The organism is Acinetobacter kookii (assembly GCF_900096895.1).
Lineage (GTDB): Bacteria > Pseudomonadota > Gammaproteobacteria > Pseudomonadales > Moraxellaceae > Acinetobacter > Acinetobacter kookii.
In genome coordinates, this window is record NZ_FMYO01000008.1 from 48,631 (window position 1) to 74,828 (window position 26,198).

The 26,198-nt window shown below is 38.5% G+C and carries 21 protein-coding genes; 4 read left to right on the top strand and 17 right to left on the bottom strand.

Annotated features, from left to right (window positions below):
* Window positions 1-65: 65 nt before the first annotated feature.
* The 3 genes from BLP85_RS11265 (at window position 66) to bfr (ending at window position 1,584) form a co-directional block, all read left to right on the top strand.
* The gene (locus tag BLP85_RS11265; RefSeq protein ID WP_092820181.1) at window positions 66-449 is read left to right on the top strand and encodes a RidA family protein; all 384 of its coding nucleotides are present in this window, start codon (window positions 66-68) and stop codon (window positions 447-449) included.
* 222 nt (window positions 450-671) lie between these two features.
* Window positions 672-866 carry a bacterioferritin-associated ferredoxin gene (locus tag BLP85_RS11270; protein WP_086174534.1) on the top strand — a complete coding sequence of 65 codons (195 nt, stop codon included), beginning with the start codon at window positions 672-674 and terminating at the stop codon, window positions 864-866.
* Window positions 867-1,119: 253 nt separating this feature from the next.
* Complete coding sequence (gene bfr, locus BLP85_RS11275) at window positions 1,120-1,584, top strand: heteropolymeric bacterioferritin subunit Bfr (RefSeq protein ID WP_092820182.1); 465 nt, start codon at window positions 1,120-1,122, stop codon at window positions 1,582-1,584.
* A gap of 62 nt (window positions 1,585-1,646) precedes the next feature.
* On the opposite strand, the gene BLP85_RS11280 is transcribed toward bfr, so the two are convergent.
* A complete protein-coding gene (locus BLP85_RS11280; RefSeq protein WP_092820183.1) occupies window positions 1,647-3,281 on the bottom strand; it encodes a PglL family O-oligosaccharyltransferase in 1,635 nt (544 codons plus the stop codon).
* Between the two features lie 232 nt (window positions 3,282-3,513).
* Between BLP85_RS11280 and BLP85_RS11285 the strand changes: the two genes are divergently transcribed.
* Window positions 3,514-4,713: a glycosyltransferase gene (locus BLP85_RS11285; RefSeq protein WP_092820184.1), complete on the top strand. Its 1,200-nt coding sequence runs from the start codon at window positions 3,514-3,516 to the stop codon at window positions 4,711-4,713.
* A gap of 17 nt (window positions 4,714-4,730) precedes the next feature.
* On the opposite strand, the gene BLP85_RS11290 is transcribed toward BLP85_RS11285, so the two are convergent.
* From BLP85_RS11290 to gltB, 16 genes are all read right to left on the bottom strand, one after another.
* Window positions 4,731-5,813 carry a glycosyltransferase family 4 protein gene (locus BLP85_RS11290; protein WP_228143296.1) on the bottom strand — a complete coding sequence of 361 codons (1,083 nt, stop codon included), beginning with the start codon at window positions 5,811-5,813 and terminating at the stop codon, window positions 4,731-4,733.
* Window positions 5,814-5,847: 34 nt separating this feature from the next.
* Window positions 5,848-6,939: a UDP-galactopyranose mutase gene (gene glf / locus BLP85_RS11295; protein WP_092820186.1), complete on the bottom strand. Its 1,092-nt coding sequence runs from the start codon at window positions 6,937-6,939 to the stop codon at window positions 5,848-5,850.
* Window positions 6,939-7,967, bottom strand: a complete 1,029-nt coding sequence (locus BLP85_RS11300) for a glycosyltransferase family A protein (RefSeq protein WP_171259706.1) — start codon at window positions 7,965-7,967, stop codon at window positions 6,939-6,941. Before BLP85_RS11300 ends, glf begins: the two co-directional genes overlap by 1 nt.
* Before the next feature lie 21 nt (window positions 7,968-7,988).
* A complete protein-coding gene (locus BLP85_RS11305) occupies window positions 7,989-8,903 on the bottom strand; it encodes a glycosyltransferase (protein WP_092820188.1) in 915 nt (304 codons plus the stop codon).
* Window positions 8,904-8,932: 29 nt separating this feature from the next.
* The gene (locus tag BLP85_RS11310; RefSeq protein ID WP_171259707.1) at window positions 8,933-9,916 is read right to left on the bottom strand and encodes a glycosyltransferase family 2 protein; all 984 of its coding nucleotides are present in this window, start codon (window positions 9,914-9,916) and stop codon (window positions 8,933-8,935) included.
* Between the two features lie 104 nt (window positions 9,917-10,020).
* On the bottom strand, window positions 10,021-11,226 hold the full coding sequence (locus BLP85_RS11315) for a glycosyltransferase family 4 protein (RefSeq protein ID WP_092820190.1): 1,206 nt from the start codon (window positions 11,224-11,226) through the stop codon (window positions 10,021-10,023).
* Window positions 11,227-11,342: 116 nt separating this feature from the next.
* Window positions 11,343-13,058, bottom strand: coding sequence for an ABC transporter ATP-binding protein (locus BLP85_RS11320; protein ID WP_092820191.1), 1,716 nt, complete (start codon window positions 13,056-13,058; stop codon window positions 11,343-11,345).
* A gap of 8 nt (window positions 13,059-13,066) precedes the next feature.
* Window positions 13,067-13,915, bottom strand: a complete 849-nt coding sequence (locus BLP85_RS11325; protein ID WP_092820192.1) for a glycosyltransferase family 2 protein — start codon at window positions 13,913-13,915, stop codon at window positions 13,067-13,069.
* A complete protein-coding gene (locus BLP85_RS11330) occupies window positions 13,912-15,834 on the bottom strand; it encodes a tetratricopeptide repeat protein (protein WP_092820193.1) in 1,923 nt (640 codons plus the stop codon). Before BLP85_RS11330 ends, BLP85_RS11325 begins: the two co-directional genes overlap by 4 nt.
* 72 nt (window positions 15,835-15,906) lie before the next feature.
* A complete protein-coding gene (locus BLP85_RS11335) occupies window positions 15,907-16,314 on the bottom strand; it encodes a pilin (RefSeq protein WP_409449187.1) in 408 nt (135 codons plus the stop codon).
* A 214-nt stretch (window positions 16,315-16,528) separates the two neighbouring features.
* Complete coding sequence (locus BLP85_RS11340) at window positions 16,529-17,089, bottom strand: TPM domain-containing protein (RefSeq protein WP_092820195.1); 561 nt, start codon at window positions 17,087-17,089, stop codon at window positions 16,529-16,531.
* The gene (locus tag BLP85_RS11345) at window positions 17,083-18,135 is read right to left on the bottom strand and encodes a TPM domain-containing protein (RefSeq protein ID WP_092820196.1); all 1,053 of its coding nucleotides are present in this window, start codon (window positions 18,133-18,135) and stop codon (window positions 17,083-17,085) included. The genes BLP85_RS11340 and BLP85_RS11345 overlap by 7 nt, the downstream gene beginning before the upstream one ends.
* 30 nt (window positions 18,136-18,165) lie before the next feature.
* A complete protein-coding gene (locus BLP85_RS11350) occupies window positions 18,166-18,756 on the bottom strand; it encodes a LemA family protein (RefSeq protein WP_092820197.1) in 591 nt (196 codons plus the stop codon).
* Window positions 18,757-18,922: 166 nt separating this feature from the next.
* Entirely contained in the window at window positions 18,923-19,807 is an 885-nt protein-coding gene (locus BLP85_RS11355) for a metal-dependent hydrolase (RefSeq protein WP_092820198.1), read from the bottom strand.
* A 228-nt stretch (window positions 19,808-20,035) separates the two neighbouring features.
* On the bottom strand, window positions 20,036-21,457 hold the full coding sequence (locus BLP85_RS11360; RefSeq protein ID WP_092820199.1) for an FAD-dependent oxidoreductase: 1,422 nt from the start codon (window positions 21,455-21,457) through the stop codon (window positions 20,036-20,038).
* 72 nt (window positions 21,458-21,529) lie between these two features.
* The gene (gene gltB, locus BLP85_RS11365; RefSeq protein WP_171259711.1) at window positions 21,530-26,005 is read right to left on the bottom strand and encodes a glutamate synthase large subunit; all 4,476 of its coding nucleotides are present in this window, start codon (window positions 26,003-26,005) and stop codon (window positions 21,530-21,532) included.
* Window positions 26,006-26,198 lie beyond the last annotated feature (193 nt).

Sequence of the window (26,198 nt, forward strand, 5' to 3'; positions counted from 1 at the left end):
AACATAAGTCACTCTTATTGAATAATTTAGGCTATGATGCATAGAGATGATAAAAGGAGAAATCGATGTCCCGCCAAGTAATCCATACTGAAAATGCACCTGCAGCCATTGGTACATATTCTCAAGCGATTTTAGTTGAAAATACCCTGTACCTTTCAGGTCAAATTGGTTTAGATCCTTACAGTATGGAGTTGGTTGAAGGCATTGAAGCACAAATTCGCCGTGTATTTGATAACTTGAAAGCCGTCTGTGAAGCAGCCGGTGGCTCATTGGCAGATATCGCCAAACTGAATATCTTCCTGACCGATCTTTCCCACTTCCAGCTGGTCAACCAGATTATGGGTGAATATTTTGCCCAGCCTTACCCTGCACGCGCAGCATTAGGTGTCGCCAGCTTGCCTAAAGGGGCTTTGGTTGAAATGGATGGTATTGTAATTATTAATCAATAATTTATAAAACCCATTAAATACCCAAGTCTCAAAACTCATTTCCAGATGATCAATTCATCTTGAACGGAAATCCGAGCAGCACTCGGATTTCCGCTCAGGTGTTATTTTTTTATTCAAAAACTCAATCATAATAAATGATATTTCAAATGAATTTCATTGACAAACGATAATAATTATCAATAATATCACTTATCCCATTTCACTTTTATGTGGCCAGTTCAAATGTACGTATGCTTATGTCGTGGTATTACCGATCAAGATATTAAAGATGCCGTTGCAAATGGTGCGGAAAGCTATCGTGAAATTCGTGACCTGCTTGATTTAGGTACCTGTTGTGGCCGTTGCGCCCCTGAAGCACGCGCCATCATTAGCGAAGAACTTTCAGAAATTGCAGCCCGCATCTCTGTGGCAGCTTAAAACCCGATTATTCTAATGAGAAACTGAATGATCAAAAGATCATTTTCTCCTCTCCCGCTTATGACTCTAGGCGGGTTTTTTATACACGCCCGTGTAGCATAACGCCTATTATCGTTCTTGATTGCGATTTTCATTTGCTGTTCAATAAACTACTCGCCATTGTTTTGCTTGTTGTTTAAGATATTTGCAATAATCATTTTTTTGATTGCCTGACCCCTTGTGAAGGCAAAAAATTGTTGATGGAGAACTTACAATGAAAGGCAATCGTGACGTCATTAATCAGTTAAATCAGGTGCTTTATCACCAGTTGACTGCCATTAACCAGTATTTCCTGCACTCACGCATGTTTAACGATTGGGGAATTGAGAAGCTGGGTTCGGCAGAATACAAAGAATCGATTCAGCAAATGAAAGATGCGGATAAAATTATTGAACGCATCCTATTTCTTGAAGGCCTGCCTAACTTACAAAATTTAGGCAAGTTATACATCGGTCAGCATACTGTTGAAGTACTGAATTGCGATGTACGTAAAGTCAACGAAAATATCGAAGCCCTGCAAAAAGCGGTCAGCTTGGCCGAGCAGGAAATGGATTATGTCACCCGTGATCTTGTTCAGGAAATTCTAGAAGAAGAAGAGGAATATCTGGATTGGGCCACCACCCAGCTTGATCTGGTCGAGAAAGTCGGTATCGAAAACTACATTCAAAGCCAAATTTAAGTTTAAAAACAGCCAGTCGATTGACTGGCTGTTTTATTTATCAGATTCGCTTTTTTTAAATTTTACTTTTTGGCGACAGGCTGGGCCAATGACGCATAGTCCCAATCGACTTTACGTAATTTTTTCAACAACTCGAGCTGATGTCTGGCTTCCTGTTCATAGCCATTAAAAGCCAGTATTTTGGCATACTTGAGCAGATCATAGGAGGTCGGATAATTGAGCACCATCTCCCTAATTTCTTCAAGCTGTTGTGTACTCACCTTGCTATAGGGATTCATACGAATCCAGTCTATACGCCGGTTAAATTCTTCCAACAAGTAAACCTGATCTTGATTGGTAATTTTTTGCGGTACTTTTTCATAACGTAGCGTTTGATTGAGTTTAGGAACCATCACCGAATGATCCCGCACGATCAGAATCAGCAGCAAGAAAAATAAACCGTAAGCAACCCGCATATAATTGGGTGAAAGGGTCAGGATTTTGGTATCGGCCTGTTGTGACTGAACCAGACCAATAATAAAACCGACCGGGAGCAGGAAATAGGCATAGTACTGCGGGAATTCCAGCATGGCGTGAATCAATACTGCACCCACCATTAAAATTCCGATCACAGATTCTACAGAATTGACGCGCTTATTTAGCTGATAACCCCAATAGCCAAAATAAGCCAGAAACGGCAAGCCTATAATTACCCCATTCCACAAAATAAAATCGAGAATAAAATTATGCGCGCTACGAATCCACACCGGTCCCTGGAAATGATCACTGACCAGGGTATATGCAACACTGGTTTGATTCCAGCCATAACCAAACCATGGACGGTCAGCAATGGCATGCAGCATTTGCTGCCAAATGGCTAAACGCGACATATCCCCTGTAGCGCGTCTTGACACATCGACAGCTTTAATCTGTATATCCAATAATTGGGTTAAATAGCTCCCCATGACAGGTAATATCAGGACTAATCCTATAAAGACACCTAACCATGCCGCCAGGAAATACCATTTAATATGAATATAGCCTTTAAATTGCTGATAAGCCAAATAAACCAGAATAAAGACACAAGCCACCCATGAAGTTCTGGATTGGCTTAATGCCACGCTCACTAACATAATGAATGCCGCTGGAACCAGCCATTTGGTCTGGACTTTTTTGGTTTCATATAAATATAAACAGGCCAAAAGTGACATGAGCAAAAAAGTGGCCATATTGTTTGGCTGGGCAAAATTGGCATATGGACGAACAGCACGTTGCATATTCACCATCCCGGGGATATAGGCATCGAGCGTTAACCATTGGCAGATCGCAATGACACCCGTCGCTGTTCCGGCCATGAGAAATACATAGCTGAGTCCGGTAAAAATGTTTGCCCGGCCTGCTTTCTCGCTCGACAAGTTATAGCCAAGCACCATACTCAGCCAGAAGCCAAGCACAAATAAGCTACATATCAAGGCTTTATCAAAGAAAAAGAGCTCACCCGCCCCATACTGAACCAGCGGGATAGCCGCGAGAAATAATAGCGGTAGGCTGATCACTGGCAATTTAATTTTGTCTTTTAAATAAATGGCAGCCAATGTAAATAGGGATAAAAAAGCAAACAGTTCACCCGTGTAGGTAACCCAAGGGCGGTAATGGATAGGCAGAAGCCAAGCCAGTGAGATAAAGACACTGGCTAAGAGAAGAAGGAGGAATTTCATGATTAAATCAGTGAAAATAGAATGTCGTTATAATAACTTAGATTCTTAGATGAAGTGCAAGAGAGATTAATTTGGCTGAGCTGAACGAGGCAGTAAATATAATACTTTCTATTTCTTATAAATTTTTATCATGTAGAATATCCTAAGTAGGATTAAAGTTTTAGATAGTTTAAAAATTGCAGACAAAATATCTGAAATTTAGTGCATTGTTCAACTCTCTAGGCTTTTCTTTATGACTCAAAAAAAAACAATATTAGTTTTAGCATCAACTTATCCACGTTGGCAGGGAGATCACGAACCTGGATTCATACATGAATTATGTAAAAGACTAACATCACAATTTAATGTTATTGCACTTGTACCTGATGCTATACATGCCGATCCAAATGGATTACTTGATGGTGTTCATATAGTCCGCTATAAATATGCCCCTAAAAAATTACAGTCCTTGGTCAATAATGGCGGCATCGTTAATAATTTAAAAGCATTTTGGTGGAAATGGCTACTCGTTCCCAGTTTTCTAATCGGGCAATATCTTGCAGTCAAAAAAATTTTGAGTACACAAAAGATTGATATTATTCATGCACATTGGTTGATTCCACAAGGTTGGATTGCAAGCCGATTTTGCAAAAAATTCAATCTCCCTTATCTGGTGACTTCACATGGGGGGGATTTATTTGGTTTACAAGGTAATGTTTTAATGAAGGTAAAAAAGAAAGTTGCAGAGGATGCAACTGCAATGACTGTTGTCAGTCAGGCAATGAAAGAATACTTAGAGCAAATTTCAATACAACCTAAAATACTTAAAGTCATTCCGATGGGGGTTGATTTACAAAATCGCTTCACGCCTAAATCTGATATACAACGCCATAAAAATGAACTACTTTTTGTCGGGCGGCTCGTACCTAAAAAAGGGCTTAATTATTTAATAGATGCTTTATCTATTTTGGTAAGAACCTGTCCAGAATTATCCTTAAAGATTGTGGGTTTTGGACCTGAAGAAGAAAATTTGAGAGAACAGGTACAACAGTTAAAGCTTGAAAATAATGTCAAATTTTTAGGTGCATTGTCACAAGACAAGCTTCCTGATCAATATAGGCAAGCTACCCTTTTTGTGGCTCCTTTTGTACGAGCAGACAATGGTGATCAGGAGGGATTACCGGTTGCATTGATGGAAGCTATTGGCTGCGGATGCCCCGCTGTGGTCGGTCATGTAGCAGGAATTGAAGATTTATTAGGCGAAGACATCAAACACATTGCGGTTAATCCACAGAATAAACAAGAATTAATCGCGGCAATTTCCACGGCTTTAGATGAACCAACCCTTGCTGCTGAGCGTGCAGTACGTATTCGAAAAAATGCGTTAGCACTTATAGAGTGGGACAGCGTAGCTAGTGCTTATGCAAAAATTTTGGCAACAAGCACACAATAATTTTTTGAGATGAAAGCTTAATGTTGCAATTTTAGTGAAGTGATGAGGGGTTCAATATCTTTGATAATGGTTTCCCAATCTTTAATCGCAATTCGTGTGTGCCGTGGCGTGTTCAATTGTTGGGCGAGTTTTAAAGCCAAATCCTCTGCATCACCTGCTTCAAATAATGTTTGAGGCACATCTTTAAATAAATAGTTCATCTCACCAATATTAGCCACCACAACAGGTAAATGGCAAGCCAGCATTTCATAAGCTTTTTGGGGAAAACAATAACGACCAAAAGGGGTATCCAATATTGAAATAATACCGACATCTAAAGCCTGAAAAAGGGTGGCCACTTGATAATGTGGTAATGCTCCCAGATAATGAACTCTATCCCCTACAGGCGGTGAATATTCCTTTTCATAAGGTCCTGCAATAACCAAGTCCACATTTGGCAATTCTGATTTAATCTTTTCCCAAGCTTCATAGATTACCTGAACACCCTTGTCTCTATATAAACCACCCGCTGTTCCAATATATAGCCTATCTATGGGTAAACCGAGTTGTTTTCGTGCTGTTACTTTATCTCTAGCAACAAAAATTTCAGTATCGATGGTACTTGGCATGGACAACACGATGCCTTTGGCACGATATTCTTGAGAAACTAAATCTGCTAATGGCTGACTTGTAGTAGTAATTAAGTGAGCTTTACAGACGGCTTTTCGCAATAAGCTTTTCATCCCAGGTATGCGTGCTTGTCCAAAACCTTCAAAGTTATCATAAAGATCTGCAACAAAAGGGACATTCAATTTTCTAGAACACCAAGCCCCCCACACAATATGGGGAATATCAGAGGCCGCAATAATGATGTCTGGCTGATACTGTTTTAATTGTTGTAAAAGAACAAAAGGATAAGCTACTAACCCAGCTTTTTTAAATCCTTTATAACTTTTTGAATGCCAAATCAAAGATTTTAATTCATTTGACTCATCCCAGTTACCTTCATCATGTGATTGATAACTTAAACAAAAACATTCTACCTGATGTCCTAATAACGCCAATTGATTAGGAATCTCGTATAAACGTGCATATTTATCCAAAATAACATCTTTAGACATATACTGTCGTTTGCATAAGAACGCTATTTTCAATTTATTTTCCTAATATTTTATCAACGGCATTTAAGGCTGCACCAACGACTTGATCCATATTGTAATAACGATATTCAGCAAGACGCCCTACAAATGTAACATTTTCCTCTACATTCGCTAAAGCTTGATACTGCTTAAATAATTTTTCATTTTCATCACGTGGAATTGGATAATAGGGATCACCAACTGCTGTGGGATATTCTCTGACAATAGAAGTTGATGAATGTTTTTGACCTGTAAGATGCTTAAACTCAGTAATGCGGGTAAAGTCAAAATCATTTGGATAATTGATTGTGCCTACACTCTGATATTGTTCAACATTCTTCAAATGTTCACGTTCAAAACGTAATGAACGATATGGTAAATGTCCGAATTTATAATCATAAAATGCATCAATTGGACCTGTATAGACAATATGATCAAATTGATTTTCTGTAGTGAGTACATCTTTAAATTCAGTCGATGTTTTGATTTGAATATTTGGATGATTCAATAAGTTTTCAAACATGGCTGTATAGCCATGTAAAGGCATCGCTTGATATGTATCGGTAAAATAACGATCATCCGAATTTGTGCGCGTTGGAATACGTGCAGCAACACCCGCTTTTAATTGTGATGGATCTAAGCCCCACTGTTTTTTTGTGTAGTTTAAAAAGAATTTTTCATACAAGTCACGTCCGACTGAATTCAGTACCACGTCTTCACTTGTTTGAACTTTTTCTTTAGGCTCACGTACTTTTTCAAAGAATTCAGCTGCTTGTTCTTCTGTTAAATCTAGATCATATAACTGATTTAATGTATCTCTATTGATAGGAAAAGGATATTGTTTGCCATTCACCACACCACGTACACGGTGTTCATAGTAATGCCATTCTGTATATTTGGATAGATAGTTAAATATACGTTCACTATTGGTATGGAAAATATGTGGCCCATATTGATGAATCAGAATACCGTGTTCATCTTTTACATCATAAGCATTGCCGGCAATATGATCACGACGATCTACAACTAAAGCTTTATGTCCTGCCTCAACTAATTCTCTTGCACAAATAGAACCAGCAAACCCTGCCCCAACAACTAAAATATTCATTATACTTTCATCTTTCTCAGCAAGTTAAATATCAATCCATGTACAAAACCAATAATAACAATAATATAATTGGAGTAAAACCCAAAATTTAAATACAGATAATAATATATCTTATGCTTGTTTTTTATAAATAATTCTTTATTAAAAGAACCTAAACCATATTCATTATTTTTAACTTCATTCCATGCTATTTTAGCAGCTTTATAATTTTTATGTTTAATTAAATATGAAAAATATACTCTCAAAAAGAAAATATACATAATATAACTATATTCACTACCCTCTTTAGCTTTCTTTAAAAAATTAAGTACTAAATACTTTAAACTATGTATATTTTGATTAATAACTTTTTGATTATAACTACTTGTTATACTATCTTCTCTCTTTCTATAACCATATAAATACTTATCCAAGATAAAACATTTTTTAGATTCTTCTATAATATATGGAATTGTAAAAGCATCTTCAAAATTAATATTTTTGGGAAAAGGATTTTTCAATAGATTATTTTTTTTATATATATGCAACCATGCATACCAAGAACTATCATTAAGCATTTTTATCATAAAGTCACGATCAATAACTGAAACTCCTTTAAATATTATGGTACTAGCTACCTTTACCATTTTCTCAGGATCGTAAAAAAAACAATATTTAAATTTAATTAAATCAATATTATAATTACTTTTTAATACCATCAATACTTCACTAAAATACCCATCTAGCAAAATATCATCGGAATCGAGAAATGCAACATATTCTGAACTTGAAGCAAAAACACCTTTATTTCTTGCCACACTTAACCCTTGATTTTTTTGAAATATAATTTTTATATTATATTTATCCAGATCATCAATTTTTTCTAAAAAATTTTCTAAAATATTATATGAATTATCAGTACTACCATCATTTACAAAAATCACCTCCACAGAATCATCCTTTGGCAACTGAATAAATATACTCTTTAAACAAGAATATAAGTAATTTTCAACATTATAAATTGGTACAATTAATGAGAAATAAACCAAAATAACACCTTTAAAAAATTATTAATAATATTTAGCATTTAATATTTTTTTTAATTTATATCCAAGCATATATTTTATAAAAGGAAATTTAGCAGGATGACTATAGTGGGTAACACTTCCATACCTAAAAATAAAGATTAGCATTGAAAAGCCAATATAGCTATTAAACCAACTAATAAGTGATTTTTTTGCATCTTCTATAAATTTTTTTTGTGTACTTTCTAATTTAGAAAATAATTCTAACATTCTTATATCTGATTCTATATTTTTAGCCTTACTACCTTTTTGTTTATTTCTAATATGAAATGTAGTGGATGTATTATGCTGTCTCCAATCCACTAAAACCTCATTCAAATATTTTATATACCCATGCTCAGCTGCTAAAAATGAGATGACCCAATCAATATATGGGAATTCAACTAATTGATTGTTAAAATTCAACAACTCTTTTTTAAATAACATCGTATGACCACAAATTGATGTACAAAACAACAATTGTCTTACATCACTCCCAAAAATCATATTAACTTTATCTGAATGAGTTACACCCAAGCTAATATTTTTTTCATCAATATATCTATTGTTACAATAAATAAGAGTAGAATCTCCAATTTCTTCAACTAATCGAGAAGTTTTATTTGAATACCAAATATCATCCTGATCACAAGGAGATATTAGCTCTCCTTTGCAGGCCATAAAAACACGAATAAAGTTTCTAACATATCCTAGATTAGTTTCACATGGTAGCAACCGAATACGACTATCTCGCTCAGCATAGCTAAGCAAGATAGTCCACGTTCCATCACTGGAACAGTCGTCGGAAATAACAATCTCTAGATTCGGATAATCCTGTGCTAGCAAAGAGTCCATTTGTTGTGCAAGAAATTTTTCACCATTGTAAGTAGCTAATGCGATGGAAACTAAAGGTTCTTTCATTACCACTCCTGATTAATATAAATAATTAATCATATTTTACTAGGATGATTGTTAAGGAATAAATTAGCCATAATTCTTAAAGATACAATATAAAAATTAACATTAAAAAAAATAAAATAAAGTTTAAGTTTTATAAAATTATCAAATAATAGTTGATAATTTTTACTTGAAAAACAGTTTAATAAGAATTTAGAAGCTGCAATATTTCTTTTATTTCTCATTTTTTTTGAAAGTTTTAAATCAATTTCACAAAAATAATTAGATAAGTCTTCATACATATTTAAATGCATTAATATAATGCTAGCCCTTTTTTCATTTTTATTAGACATTGCAACACAACTTGAATCATGCATTCTAAAAAAATTTAACTTTTCAGCACAAAAATAGATTTCCCCATGTGCCAATATCTTTACCCATACATTCCAATCCCCCACTGTTCTTAATCCAGTCAAAGGCCCTCCCACAGACTGATAAACTGATTTTTTGAAAATTACGCCACTGGCATTTGGAATTGAATTTTGGTCTATCATATATTTTTTAATGAATTCATATCCATTCATTTTAAAATCATACGTATGCTTGTTTTGCCCGTTAATTTCTGTATGATCAAGCCAATCACCATAAATATCCCCAAAACTATTAATTTTATTTGATTGACAATATGCCAGCACGATTTTGTCATGGTTATCAAATATATGAATCATCTTTTCTAAAAAATCTATATTAGCTATATCATCTGACTCGGCCATCCAAATCAATTCTCCTTTTGCTAATTCGATTCCTTTGTTCCACTGTTTAAATACAGATCCAGAATTAATTTCATTTAAAATAAAATGAGTTACCTTTGGATTATATTTATATTTCTCAAGAACACATAGACTATCATCTGTCGAAAAATCATCAAGAATAATAAGCTCATAATCTTGGTATGTTTGATTCAAAATACTATCTATACGTTGTGAAAGATATTTATCGTGATTGTAATTAGGTAATATAATACTGACTTTTACCACAACTCCTCCGAAATAACCGATCCTAATCAATATATTAACAAAAATAAATTAAAAATTTTTTCGAAAAAATTATTGAAATTTCCCTAATTTCATAAAAGATTTTGTTATTCAAAACCTTCAATAATATTTTTCATTCGTTCCACAGAACTTAACCAGTCAAATTTAGTTGACTCTACTAATCCAGTAGAAGCTATATGATTACGTAATTCTCTTTGCTGTACTAGAGCAATAATACCATCAGCGATACTTTGCTCATTATGTGGTTCTACAATATAAGCAGTTTCTAAATGCCGACAATAATCTTCTGTCCCCAATTGAGTAGAAATAACAGCTAATCCGCAAGACATAGCCTCTAGCGGAAAAAGTGGAAAGCTTTCATACCAAGAAGCACTTAACAATATATCTGCATCTCTGTATGCCTCTCCCAATTGAGCCTGTTGTAAAAAGCCTAATGACTCATAGTTAGCGATGTCATTTTTTGAAGGCAGTGAAGCACTCCCGTAAACTCGCCATATAATTTGATAATTTGGACACGCAAGCCTTGCTATAGCAACAGCTCTAGCCATTTCTAAAAAACCTTTCCATTCAACATTACGTCCACCATAACTAATTAATACAACTTCATTATTCTTTCGATGAATAGGAGTGGATAATGGCCAAAAAAATTCTTTATTAATTGCATTACAACATAATTTAGGTTGCAATCCACGATTGACTAATTGCCCACATAACCAACTTGAGTTAGCAATAACTTCAAGTCCTAGATGATAAGAGACTTCTGCATCAACACGTGACAAATCATTATGTGGTAGTTCTTTATAAAACAAGCTCTCTAGATGCTGACAAAAATAAAGCTTTCTCTTAGCGGGATAAAATCGAGCTGCGAGAGCTGTTTCAAAATACGTAGCAATAACTATATCTGCTTCACGTGCCTGTGAACGAATATAAAAAAGTACATTCGCACGATAAAATTCGAATGGTAAAAGATGTGGAACTTTTTTGAGAAACTTCAAAGAAAACGTAGAAACAGCTTCAATAAATTTTCCTCGTCTACGTTTCAACATTGCTTTAGCAATATTGAACAATACAGACCTTCGCCGTATTTTTAATGTATTCTCTTCTTCAGCAATAAAACTTAGCCCTTCTATCTTTGGAATCCACTCTGGATACACACAAGGCAACATTGGTATTACGCGAACATCGTAACCTGCCTTAGCCAATCCAATAGCATATTGTATTACACACCAACTTCCACCTGAAAATTGAATTGGATCTAAAGGAGGAACGAGTATGTCTATTTTTTTTGTCATGAGATATCCATTATCATTGATAAATAACTGATTTATTCTTTGAAATTTAGAATAAAGAATAGAGATTATTTAAAAATAGCTTTCAATCATAAAACTTATTTGAGATGATTGCATGTTTATAAGGACAATATTTGTTCACACTTCTCCACTGCACTTTTTCTATGCGCAATAATTACTAATGTAATTTCCCCATTCAAACATTGAATTGCATCATTTACAGCTTTCTCTGTTTCCACATCTAATGCACTCGTTGCTTCATCCATAAATAATACTTGTGGTTTTTTATACAAAGCCCGTGCAATACCTACACGTTGGCGCTGTCCTCCAGAAAGCATGACACCACGTTCCCCAACAAGAGTATGATAACCTAAAGGTAATTGACTTTTAATAAAATTATCAATTTGCGCTTGTTTGGCAACAAGTTCAACTCGCTTTAAATCTATATCTGCTTTTGCTATACCAAAAGCAATATTTTCAGCTATGCTTTTGTCTGCTAAATAGATACTTTGAGGTACATAACCGACCAAATTTCTCCAGTCGACTATATTGTCAGACTTAAGTTCGATCCCATCAATAAAGAATTTTCCTTGTTGGGGGATAAGTAGACCTAACATGATATCCATGAGGGTGCTTTTGCCACTACCGCTTTTTCCAACAATGCCTAAGCTAGAATTTTTTTTAATTTCCAAGCTAAAGTTGTTCAGAATGGGGGATTCTATTCGATTCGGATAAGCGAAGCTTATATTTTCTAATTTTATTGAATGTTCAAATTTTAGATTCTGAAAGTTAGTTTTTTCTATATTTTGAGGCTCATGTATTTCTAAAGCAAATTCAGATTGAAGCACAGATAAAACTTGTTCAGAAAACTTAATTTGCGAAATAGAGCGATACAAATTTTGTGCGGCGGGTAGCATACGGTAAGCAGCAAAACCGTATAGGCCAAGCACCGGTAAAATATGAGAAGCATCCTTTCCTGAAATCACTAAAAGCATAGCTAAGCCGATTAAACAGCCATAGCCTACAGTTTCAATAATATTCAGTGGCACTTGTCCTAAAGTATCTCGTGTTGCAATATGTCTAGCAAATACTCGTGATGATTGTTCAAATTGTTCAATATAGCCTTGTTTTGCATTATTAATTATCACATCTTTAATACCTGCCAGTGCTTCTTGGCAAGTTTGATAGCGTTCTTTATTAGCTTGGGTAAACTCCTGCCCAATTTGAGTTAGTTTTTTTCGTACCAACATATAAATAATGGTATAAAATAACCCTAACACGAATGCTGTTGCTATCGCCATAACTGGATCATACAGTAGAAGAATCCCAACCATAGATAATAGTACAATGCCATAAGACATGAGAGTTAAAGCAGGTAAGATCATGGTCCAGATGAGTTGATCGACTTCAGACAGAATGTTCTTAACTAAGGTTGCACTATTGCGCTGAATAAAAAATTCATATTTTTGTTGCAGATAAACTTTAAGTAGGCGAGCAGAAAAATAGTGACGCTGTAAGCTGGCAAAACGATTAACCGCATATTGTGTCACAATTTTGAATGCGGTTGAGGATACAACAATAAACAATGAGAGGAAGCCTAAATACAATACAAAATTTTGTTTATTCGCAGCTCCCGTAAAATCATATAGTTGCTTTAAGTAGTAATTCGACTCAACAATATCAGAATTCGATAGCACAGCCAAAAAAGGCATAATGGAAATAACACCTGCCGACTCAATAAAAGCCATACCTATCACTAGAATTAAGACATAAATAACTTTGCGTTTGTCGAGTGGTGAAAGAATTTTCCAGAGCTGTTTTAGACTATTTAACACAGTGGACCCTACTTTTCTTTATACATCAAGGCTGTAATTTGCTCTGATATCAACCCCATTAGAAAAATCATAATACTGCCTGTATAAAGTAAAGCACTCATATTAGTAAAGCGACCAAATTCATATAATGTATAACCGTACCAACTTGTAGCTAATATAAATAATATTACAGCAAACGGTAGAAACATTTTTAGAGGTGAATATAAAGTCGCAATTTTAAAAATAATTAAGAAAAATCGTACACTATCTTTTACTGGATGAATATGACTCTTACCAATTCTTTTAGCTGCATGAATTGGAACATATGTAACGGAATAACCGGCTCTGAAAAAAGCCATCGTACTTGTTGTCGGGTATGAAAAACCATTTGGCAATAAATAGATAAACTCTCTGAATTTATCAGCGCGAACAGCTCTAAAACCTGAAGTTAAATCTTCTACTTTATGATCTGACATATAAGAGGCTAAATTATTATAGAGTTTATTTGCAATTCCACGTCCCATACTAGCTTGCGAACCCTTTTGACGAGCTCCCACTACCAAATCATAGCCATTATGAATTTCTGCTAAAAGTCTTGGTATATCTTCTGGATCATGCTGTCCATCGGCATCCATAAAAACAATAACTTCACCAGTTGCAGAACGTGCACCAGTTTTAATTGCTGCACCATTCCCTTTGGAATAAGGATGAGTAATCACTTTTGCACCAGCATTTTCAGCAACTTGTTTTGTTTGGTCTGTAGAGCCATCATTCACTACTATAATTTCATGAGCAAGTCGCAATTGTTGAATCTGCGCAATTGTTTGGCCAATAGCACCTGATTCATTTTTAGCGGGGAGAACGATACTAATTTTCAATGTTTAATATCCTTTTGTAATTGAGCGAATAGAATTTCTCTTATTCTTTTACTTTCGAAATCATATTCCACTTTACTACGTTTCAAAGTTTTAGGATCTTGTTGATAATATTGTTTTTCCACCTGATCCAATAAAATTAATGCTTCTTTAGTCGCATGGTGTGAACCCAATTCAGCAACCATCATGAGTCCTGCCTCTACATCATTATATATTTTTATCGCCTTTAAATATTCATTTAAAGCTTCTTTTGGCTGATTATTAGCAAGTTCAATTTTAGCAGCCAAATATGGTGCTAATTTTTTGACATTCTCATCATTTTTATAATTGGGATTATCTTGTAAGGCACGTATTAAAAGCAAACTATCATATGTAAAAATACGACTCTTTGCATCTTGAGTCGTATACTCGACCAACGTTCTAAAAGTTAATAAAGCTTGAGCATCATGAGGTTGTGATCTTAATTTATTAGCTGTATGCACAAAATCCTCATGGCTTGCTGTATTTAAATATAACTTATGTAGTAAAGAGCGTAGTGTCAATAAAGTACTATCTGGCATACTTTTAATTGCGCTATTTAAATGTTTATTTGCTTCTACAAACTGTCCATCTGCAAATAAAATTGCAGCCAAAGAATTCTGAGCACGTACAGAATTAGGTGAATTTTTCGCCCAATATATCTGTAATCGATCTGTATTCGACCAAAGTTTCACTCTTTCATAAGTGAAGAAACAGAGAATTACTAAAATAATTAAAACAATTAAATTAAGTAATTTTAAATTCACATACTTTCGTAAACTATATAATCCACTGGCAATTGGTAAGAATAAAAATAATGCTGCTAAATAATTACGATGTTCAAAATACAACTCTAACCCCAGTACTGTAGATTCCATTAAATGAGCAGCAAAAAAGAATAAAATTGCTAAAGCTAATAATGGATATTTTTTTCTTACTACAAATGCCATGAAGAATAATAAGAATAAAAATATAATAGAATATAAAGTGGTTATAGGATGAGTAATCGATCTAGAAACATCATATCCATCTTGATACAAACCTTTTAATTCAATTTGTGGTACAAAAAGATTAAATAAATACTCAACAACAATACGTGCTTCACTATATAATCGCTCAATCATATTAAAATTACGATTTGGCCATGGATTCTCAGCAAAACTTGTATATTTAATCAAGACTGCAATAATAGCTAAGGACGGTAACCATAAAAAAATGGCTCGCCATTGCCAGATTGGTTTATTGATTTGACTTAGATTACAAAATTCAATCACTAAAATAAGCAGAGGTAATAATGCACCATTTTCCTTACTAAACGTTGCTAAAAGTGTACTTACACCAAGAATAAACGTCATAAAAAAATAAGCGAAAATAGGCTTTTCTGTCACATAGCAACGAGCTTTTAAATAACCAATGATCCCAACTAAACTAAATAACGTCGTAAGTTGTGCCATACGTTGCACAACATATAAAGTGGTTGACACAAAATATGGGTGAAATAACCATAAACTAAAAGACACCAAAGCAATCCATGTTGCTTTTTTTTCTTCATATTGATAGTGTTTTAATAAAAGTAAAGTTGCCCAAAATAATAAAGTACCATTGAGTAAATGGATCATTAAATTTGTATATTTAAAAATTGGCGCTTGAGATGGCCATGTATTATCATCAATAAGAAAGCTTGCCAAAGATATTGGGCGACCTGTAGGGCCTGAAAAACCATTAGTTACAAATGCTCTAAACTTATCCCAACTATCTATAGTTCCATAAGTACCCAATTCTTGTAAATTAACAAAATCATCAAAAATAAATCCCCCATTTAGCCCCTGCCAATAAATACTCAGACATACCAACAAAAGAACAAAAAATAAAGAAACTACCAACAATGATTGTTTTTTAAGCATAAAAATTCAACTTTATGTTTTATAATGAAAAAACGCCCACCATTTTGATGAGCGCTTTCTATTTACAAAAAATTAGCGACAGTTAGATGGCACATACTTAGAATCAACAGATCCACCTTTACATTTCCATAGAATTCCAGAAGTACTAGGTGTAGGACTTAATAATAAAGTTGCGCCATTAGTTACTTTATCATTAAAAGTAATAGTAATAAGACCAGTATTCGCTGTTAATGCTACACCCGTAACAGCATTTCCAGTAATGGTAGCAGAGATGCCTGCTGAAGCAGCACTAGGTGGCATTTTTCCATTTGATGAATAGAACTCTGCAACACCAGCCTTAGCCCCGCCAGCCAAGCTTAAACCTTCAGAAACGTGTGAACGCTTCGTGTAGTTTTGGTACGCAGGAATCGCAATTGCAGCCAAAATACCGATAATCGCTACAACGATCATTAATTCAATAAGAGTAAAACCCTTTTGCATAGATTTCATAACATTCTCCACAAATGTTTTTGTTTATTTATAAGCTTTGTAAGCTAATTTAGCTTATTTATAGTTAGCACTAACTGTGCCAAAACTGATTATAATAAAATTGACAGAAAAAACAGCACTTTAAAAAAATAAAATTATTACAACGTAGTTTTAATGTTTTTTTTAGTAAAAAAGTGACACTTTGTGTCACTAATCCACCTGTTTTCTAGCCCAAAATAATGGGATTATTCCCTAATTCATTATTTTGCTCTTGCATGGATTGAGCATAAAATTGACTAAGCACTTCACCGATGTTCATCACCCCTGTTATGACAGCCAACTTAAACTGTTCCTGAGCCAACTGAGCAATCATATTTTTACAGATTTCATCCCAGATTATTTGCTGAGTGGCGGTTTTTAGCCCCCGATCAATTACAATTTCAACTTTTCTTTCACATAAATTGATGTAAAGAAGTACACCACTATTATATTCAGTATCCCACACTCCAAGTTCTGCAAACAACTGACGCGCACGCATGCGTGTATTTTGAAAATAGGCCTGATTTACAGGAAGATGACCTTCTATCACGATCTGGATTTCGCCCACATGATCATGCTCGGCCTCAGCGACCGCCTGGGCAATCGCTACCTGGTCCTGTTTGGAAAAATAGCGTTTGGTTGCAGGCATATATAAAAAATGCTTTAACCAGCGTTTAAAACTGGGTTGATTTACTTCTTCTGTTTTAGGTTGGGTGACAATCTCTGTCGTATCTGTTGTTGTTACCATGATCCTGATGCTCCTCCTCCACCAAAGCCGCCACCGCCGCCACTAAATCCACCGCCACCGAAACCACCTCCTCCTCTGCCCCCTCCACGACCGGCAGATGAAAGTACAAGCTGAAAAATGGTTTGTGCAATTGCAGTGATGAGTAAAAAGAAGATGCCTACTCCAATCAATAAACTGGTAATTAAGCCAGCGCCATTGACCAGTCCAGCCACCGTACCCGCAACTGCTGCTGTAGAAGCACTGAGAGGCTTACCCACAATAAATGAACCAATAATCCCTGCAATTAGAATAAACAAGGCGGTACTCAAGGTTTTCTGTTTTGCTTGCTGTTCATGCAAGGCTTTTTCTTGCCGTTCTTTCAACTCCTGGGCTGCATTTGCGGCAACCTCAGGATCCATATTTAAAATACGTTCAATCTCTGCAAGTCCAGCATCAATGCCTTGGGCATATTGGGCCTGTTTAAAATGAGGAGTGATTTGATTTCGAATGATTCGGCTTACCACAATATCAGGCAGCACGCCTTCCAGACCATAGCCAGTTAAAATATGGATACGCCGATCATTCACCGCAATCGCCATGAGCAGACCATTATCCTGTTTTGCAGAGCCAAGTTGCCATTTTTCAGCCACTCGCATGGCAAAATCAAAAATATCTTCCTGACCGGTGGTCGGGACAATCACCACACCAATTTGCGCCTTGCCCTGTTCATGCAGCTTGAGAATCCGTTGGCTGATCTCCTGCTTTTCGCCCGCACTAAGTAAATTGGCCTGATCCACAACCGGGTCATTTAAAGTCGGCAGTCCACGGATAGACTCGCCTTCTGCCATATCATTGGTAATTTTCGGCTGTTTTACTTCTGCCTGTACTGACGGCTGTTGCTGGGTTTGTTGTTGCTCCTGAATGATCTTCCCTGCAATGACGGCATCTTCATTATCCGTGACTGCTGTCTCTGCACTTAAAGCGAATGAACTAGACAATATTGCACACCACAAAACCAGCAGTTGCAAAACAATCGCAAGAGAGCTTTTCTTTTCTGGAGCAGACATAAGCGCATCCTTTTCTATATAGCCACCCGATTAATCAAATGTCACCTTCGGCGCTGTTTGTGCACCCTGTTCAGCACTGAAATTCGGTTTTGGATTCATGCCAATCACTTTAGCCGTCATGACTTGCGGGAACTGGCGTGAATAGGCATTAAAGTCTTGAACCGAGGCAATATAACGGTTACGTGCCACTGCAATGCGGTTTTCAGTCCCTTCCAACTGTACTTGTAAATCACGGAACTGCTCATTCGCCTTTAAGTCCGGATAATTTTCAGATACCGCAATTAAACGCGACAATGCACTGGTCATCTGTGCCTGTGCTTCCTGATATTTCTGGAATAAAGCAGGATCTTCCAGCACTTGTTTATCCACTTTTAGTCCTGCAACATTGGCGCGTGCCTGAGTGACTTCTGTTAAGACCTGTTCTTCATGTTTGGCATAACCTTTCACCACATTCACCAGATTGGGTACCAAATCTGCACGGCGTTGATACTGGTTCTGCACTTCAGCCCAGGAAGCCGTTACCGCTTCATCCTTCACCTGTAAAGTATTATAGCCACAGCCGGTTAAGCTTAGCGTGCTTGCCAGCACCACTGTCGCTGCGGTTTTTTTGATAAAATTCATTGTGCTATTCCTCTATTATTTATTTGTATTTGTTTAAATATTTTTATTGTAAACATATTTGGCTATAGTTTTGTTTAATTTATTTATTCAAGATAAATTTCAATTTTTCTTGAATAAAATGAAAAAAGCCCGATCATGCGTCGGGCTGAATCAGGCATCATTTCAATCAGCTATAAGCACCTGTTGATCGCTCCTTTTGAAATTCTGGATGGAGATATTCAGTCGCCAATCGCTGCTTCCACATATTGACGATCTCGCTATAGTCAATTTCAGAAGGATGAAAATCGACTTTAAAATAGGATAAATATTCAGGCAATAACTGGACAAACATTTTCCCGATTAAATAAATTCCCAAAAAATTACCCGTGACTTTAGGCAAACTTTTTTTCTTATCCTGCCAAAACAACCGCGTGGCCGAATAGAAAGTCAAGCTGGCAAAGCCTGTGGTCACACTGCGCATAATCTTACGTCGCACTTTATCATCCCCATACACATGCTGATAAACATCAAAGGCGACAGCACGATGTTCAATTTCTTCAATGGCATGCCAGACCCAGAGTTTAATTGTATCTTCATCTGAACTTGCCAAGATTTCAGGATGTCGCAAAATATATCCGCCCAGCAAAGCGGTAAAATGCTCAAAGGCACAGGTAATTGCCAGCTGGATTTTAGGATGCAGCCCTTTGATATAACTATCTTTACGTGCAAGCCAAGCCTGAAAACGATCCAGATTATAATCATCCCGACGCCAGGCATCATTAAACGCTGCATGCGCTTTGGAATGCATGGCCTCCTGTCCAATAAAGGCAGCGATTTGGGCCTGAAGTTTTTCATCTTTTACGCGATCGCGGACATTCCGTACGCTATGTACAAAAAACTGCTCCCCGATGGGAAATGTAGAAGATAACGCTGTCAGCAAATGTGACATGATGGGAGAATTGGCAAAATAATGCCTGCGAATGGCTTGCGGAGTAAATTGCGGTTTACGCACTGTAATTCCGACAGCCTTTGGACGATTTTGATATGATTTTTCTGCCGTCACTTGAGTCATCTGAATATCTCTTCGCTGAAATACAGACACTCAGTATGTGCAGGAATTGCTGCTTCATATATGGCGTAAATGCTTGGCTCATTTGCAAAATCAGCCATTTTTCCAGCTCATTTACTCCTAAAATTCTTTATTTATCAGCAAGTACACAAAACTTATCATTTCAGGCAATACGTCATGACAATAAAAAACCCGCCTAAGCGGGTTTTTTTATCAATGTTTAATGAGAGATTAAACATCCAGATAATCAAGGATACCTTCAGCCGCCTGACGACCTTCCCAGATTGCAGTCACCACCAGGTCAGAACCGCGCACCATATCTCCACCGGCAAAGATTTTCGGATTTGAAGTCTGGAATTTAAACTCTTGCTGTTCTGGCGCAACCACACGGCCTGAACCATCCAGGTTAATTTTCACATCATTAAACCAGTCAGCAGGGCTGGTACGGAAACCGAATGCTAGAAGAACTGCGTCAGCTGGCAAGATTTCTTCAGAACCCGGCACAGGTTCAGGGCTACGACGACCACGGCTATCAGGCTCACCCAATTGTGTAGTCACAAATTTCACGCCTGTCACTTTGCCGTTTTCACCGACAATTTCGATTGGCTGACGGTTAAACTGGAATTCCACACCTTCTTCGCGTGCATTTTTCACTTCACGGCGAGAACCAGGCATGTTTTCTTCATCGCGGCGGTAGGCACAAATCACGGATTCAGCACCTTGACGGATAGAAGTACGGTTACAGTCCATCGCTGTATCCCCACCACCCAGTACAATCACTTTTTGGCCTTCTACACTGATGTATTCAGCAGGATCTTTTTCCCAGCCTTGGCAACGGTTGACATTGGCAATCAGGAAATCCAGCGCATCATAGACGCCTTCCAGATCTTCACCGGCGAAACCGCCTTTCATGTACGTGTATGTGCCCATACCCATAAACACGGCATCGTAGTCTGCAAGTAGCTGATCAATCGTAACATCAGTACCAATTTCAGTATTTAAACGGAATTCAACGCCCATGCCGGTGAAAATTTCACGGCGACGTTTCATCACGTCTTTTTCCATCTTGAATTCAGGAATACCAAAAGTCAACAAGCCGCCAATTTCAGGACGCTTGTCAAAGACAACCGGTTTAACACCGTTACGTACCAGAATGTCCGCACAGCCCAGACCCGCAGGACCTGCACCAATGATGGCAACTTTTTTGTCTGTCCACTTCACGTGTGACATGTCTGGACGCCAGCCCAAAGCAAAAGCGGTATCATTAATGTATTTTTCAGCATTCCCGATGGTCACTGCACCAAAACCGTCATTCAGGGTACATGCTCCTTCACACAAACGGTCTTGCGGACAAACACGACCACACACTTCCGGCAGGGTATTGGTTTGATGGCAAAGTTCTGCTGCCTGGAAAATGCGACCTTCAGCAATTAACTTTAACCAGTTGGGAATGTAGTTATGTACCGGACATTTCCATTCGCAATATGGGTTACCACAACCTAAACAGCGATGCGTCTGGTTTGCCGCAATTTCCGCTGTAAAAGGCTTATAAATTTCCACAAACTCTGCTTTGCGGACAGTTAGATCTTTTTTCTCTGGATCTTGGCGTGGGACATCCAGGAATTGAAAGTCATTGTTTAGGCGCTCTGCCATGTCTCTCTCCGTGGGGAGGCGTGGTCGGTTTATTTATCCGCCACACCTGCCTATCAATCTGCAGTAGTGGAATTATTGTGGATCAGCTTTGGTTGTTTTCAAAAGCGTTTGCAAATTAGCAGCTTTTGGTTTTACAAGCCAGAATTTACGGCTGTAAAAATCAAACTCATTGCGGATCTTGTACGCCCAAGCACTACCTGTCTCAGCAATATGCTCATCCAAGATGCGAAGCAAGAATTCTTGATGCTCTTCCATCGCCTCTGTAGAAATACGGTTTAATTCAATCAACTCATGGTTGTAATGGTCAACGAAGTCGTTATCCAGATCAAGTACATAGGCAAAACCACCGGTCATACCTGCACCGAAGTTGTGACCCACTTTACCCAGTACAGTCACAATACCGCCAGTCATATATTCACAGCAGTGATCGCCTGCACCTTCAATCACGGCAAATGCACCTGAGTTACGTACCGCGAAACGTTCACCGGCTGTACCTGCAGCAAACAGTTTACCGCCAGTCGCGCCATATAAGCAGGTATTACCAATGATTGCGGTTTCCTGAGTCTGGAACGGCGAACCTTTAGGCGGGAAGATAGACACGCGACCGCCCGCCATACCTTTACCTACGTAATCGTTGGCATCACCTTCAAGTTTAATATGTAAACCGCCAGCGTTCCATACACCTAAAGACTGACCCGCAGTACCGGTTAAATTGACTTTAACAGGATGCGCTTCCATGCCGAGGTTGCCATAGCGGCGTGCAATTTCACCAGAGATACGCGCACCGATCGAACGATCACAGTTACCAATCGTGAAGCTATATTCACCGCTGACACCTGCTTCAATTGCTGGCAACATTTCTGCCACCATTTTCTCAGCCAGAATACCTTTGTCAAATGGTGCATTACCTTCAACCTGGCAATATTGCGCCTTGCCTTCAGCTGCAGGATGTGACTCAAGCAATGCGCTCAAGTCCAGGTGCGCATGTTTTTCAGTTTCACCTGGCAACATTTCCAGCAGATCGGTACGGCCGATCAAGTCTTTCAGGCTTGCAACACCAAGCGCTGCCAACCATTCACGGGTTTCTTCCGCAATGAAGTGGAAGAAGTTGATCAGCATTTCAGGTTCACCAATGTAATGTTCCTGACGTAAATGATCCTGTTGAGTTGCTACACCGGTCGCACAGTTGTTCAAGTGACAGATACGCAGGTATTTACAACCCAAGGCAATCATTGGCGTTGAACCAAAACCGAAGCTTTCTGCACCAAGAATTGCCGCTTTCACGACATCCAGACCTGTTTTCAAACCACCGTCAGTTTGTACACGGACTTTACCACGCAGGTCATTCACGCGAAGGGCTTGATGCGCCTCACTTAGACCCAATTCCCATGGCGAACCGGCATGGTGAATTGAAGATAATGGAGAAGCCGCTGTACCACCGTCATAACCGGAAATGGTAATGAAGTCGGCATAAGCTTTCGCAACACCTGCAGCAATAGTTCCTACACCCGGTTCAGATACCAGTTTCACAGACACCATCGCTTGAGGGTTGACCTGTTTCAAGTCAAAGATCAATTGTGACAAATCTTCAATTGAGTAGATGTCATGGTGCGGTGGAGGTGAAATCAGGGTCACACCTGGAACCGAGTAACGTAAACGTGCAATCAAGCCATTTACCTTACCACCCGGTAACTGACCGCCTTCACCCGGTTTTGCACCTTGCGCCACTTTAATCTGCAAGACTTCTGCCGAAGTCAGATACGCAGGGGTTACACCAAAACGGCCTGAGGCAATCTGTTTGATTTTCGAGTTACGGATAGTGCCATAACGCGCTGGATCTTCACCGCCCTCACCCGAGTTGGAACGACCGCCAATGGTATTCATGGCAATGGCGATTGCTTCATGTGCTTCAGGAGACAATGCACCCAAAGACATCCCGGCAGAGTCGAAACGCGGCAGAATGTCTTCTACAGATTCCACCTGATCCAGTGGAATTGAATTATCTGTTTTCAGTTTCAACAAGTCACGAATGGTTGCAACCGGACGTTTGTTCACCAATTCAGCATATTCTTTAAAGTCAGCGTATTCACCTGAACGAACCGATTTATGCAGGGCATTAATCACATCCGGGTTAAAGGCATGATATTCCTTGTCGAATACGAATTTCAGCATACCACCCTGATCGATTGGCTTACGTGATTTCCACGCAGTATCAGCCAGTTTTTTCAGGTCATTTTCAAGGTCGGCAAAAGTAGCACCCTTAATACGGCTTGGTACACCTGTGAAGCATTTATTGACCACTTCGTCAGATAGACCAACGGCTTCGAACAACTGGCCACCACGGTAAGAGGCAACTGTTGAAATACCCATTTTAGACAGGACTTTCAACAAGCCTTTCTCAATCCCTTTACGGAAGTTCGCCTGTGCATGAATCGGGTCACCCAGCAATTCGCCTTTGGCAATCAGGTCATTGATGACGTCATAAGCCAGGTAAGGATAGATTGCAGTAGCACCAAAGCCCAAGATCACTGCAAATTGATGCGGATCACGCGCCAGACCGGTTTCAACGATAATGTTGGCATCGGTACGCAGACCGACATTGATCAGGTGGTGATGCACCGCACCTGTTGCCATAAGTGCATTGGCTGGCAAGAAACCTTGACGGATTTTCTTGTCAGACAGCACCAGTAAGGTTTTGCCGTCACGAATCGCTTGAGCAGACTCTTCACAAATACGTGCAATTGCCGCTTCCAGACCTTCAGTTTCTGCATAGTTCAGGTCGATATCAGCAATTTCATAACCTTTACGACCCAGGGTACGAATCTGATGCATTTTCGAATTTGAAAGCACTGGACTGGAAATGATCAGACGGTCTGCATGTTCAGGACTCTGTTCAAATACGTTTTGCTCGCGACCCAAGCAAGTCTCTAAAGACATGACGATCGATTCACGCAATGGATCGATTGGCGGATTGGTGACCTGAGCAAACTGTTGACGGAAGTAATCTGATACATGGCGTACCTGACGTGATAGAACCGCCATTGGCGTATCATCACCCATTGAACCTACAGCTTCCTGACCGCTTTCTGCGATTGGACGAAGCAACTGGTCACGCTCTTCAAAAGTCACCATGAACATTTTTTGTGAGGCTTTTAGCTCATCGCCTTTCAAGCCCTGATCACATAAATATTCTTCAAGCTCTGGGCTACCTTGAACACGCACAGAGTTTTCACGTAACCATTCACGGTAAGGACGCATTTTTTTCAAATGGTTGCTGACATCTTTGGTGTCCAGCATTTTGCCGGTTAAGGTATCAATCACCAAAATCTGACCCGGGCCTACACGTCCCTTAGAAATGACATCTTCAGGCTCATAACCCCAAACACCAATTTCTGATGCCAGCGTGATATAACCATTTTTAGTGATGACCCAACGTGCAGGACGCAAGCCATTACGATCCAGCATACAGATGGCATGACGACCATCTTGAATCACCAGGCCTGCCGGACCATCCCAAGCTTCCATATGCTTAGAGTTGAATTCATAGAATGCACGCAGGTCAGCATCTAAAGTTTCAACGTTTTGCCAAGCTGGTGGAACCAGCATACGCAGTGCACGGAACAAGTCCATACCACCACCAACAAGAATCTCAAGCATGTTATCCAGGCTTGAAGAGTCTGAACCGGTACGGTTCACAATCGGGTTAAGATCGGTTAAACCTGGCAATAACGGGTTTTCGAATTTTGGTGTCCGCGCCATCGCCCAGTTACGGTTTGCAGTAATGGTGTTGATTTCACCATTATGCGCCAGGTAACGGAACGGCTGTGCCAATGGCCAACGCGGTAAAGTGTTGGTAGAGAAACGTTGATGGAACACCACAATATGAGATTCCAGGCGTTCATCCGCCAAATCGGTATAGAAATCAGCAATCGCTGCAGGCATCATCAGGCCTTTATAGCTGATCACTGTAGAACACAAAGTCGTTACATAAAACGATGGATCATTGCTTAACTGCTGCTCTGCACGACGACGTGCCAGGAACAATTTACGGTTAAACTCAACCTCAGTCACACCCATTGGGCAATTGACAATAATCTGTTCAAATGCAGGCAAAGACTGCATTGCAATTTCACCAAGCGCATCATTATTGGTTGGAACAACACGCCAAGCGAGAACTTTAAGACCTTCAGATTCAATTTCTTTGGTCAGTACTTGTTTAGAATGTGCAGCAATTGCCGGGTCTACATTTAAAAATACGGTACCGACAGCAAAAATTTCACTTAAAGTGATATCACTGAGTTTTTTGGCTTCTTCACGGAAGAATTTTTTCGGCATTGCCAAAAGCAGACCACAACCATCCCCTGTCTTACCATCTGCGGCAATACCACCACGGTGTGTCATGCAGCTAAGGCTGTGCATAGCGGTCTTGACGAGATCATGGCTTGCATCACCCTGCATATGGGCGATTAAACCGAAACCACAGTTATCTTTAAACTCATCCGGTTGGTATAAACCTTGAGCGGGAGCTACAGTATTAGGCGATGGCATGTGCATAGCGTACCCTTCTTTCAACATGGCCCATAAAGCGGGCATCTAACAATCAAATATCTTCTTTGCGATTTAGTCCAATTCACTCACATCAAGATCAATATTGAGCAAAACTTCTTCATCCTGTCTAAGATAGTCTGATTTTAATCTTTGTACATGGATGAATTGCAAAAAATGTTTTGCTTCGTTTACG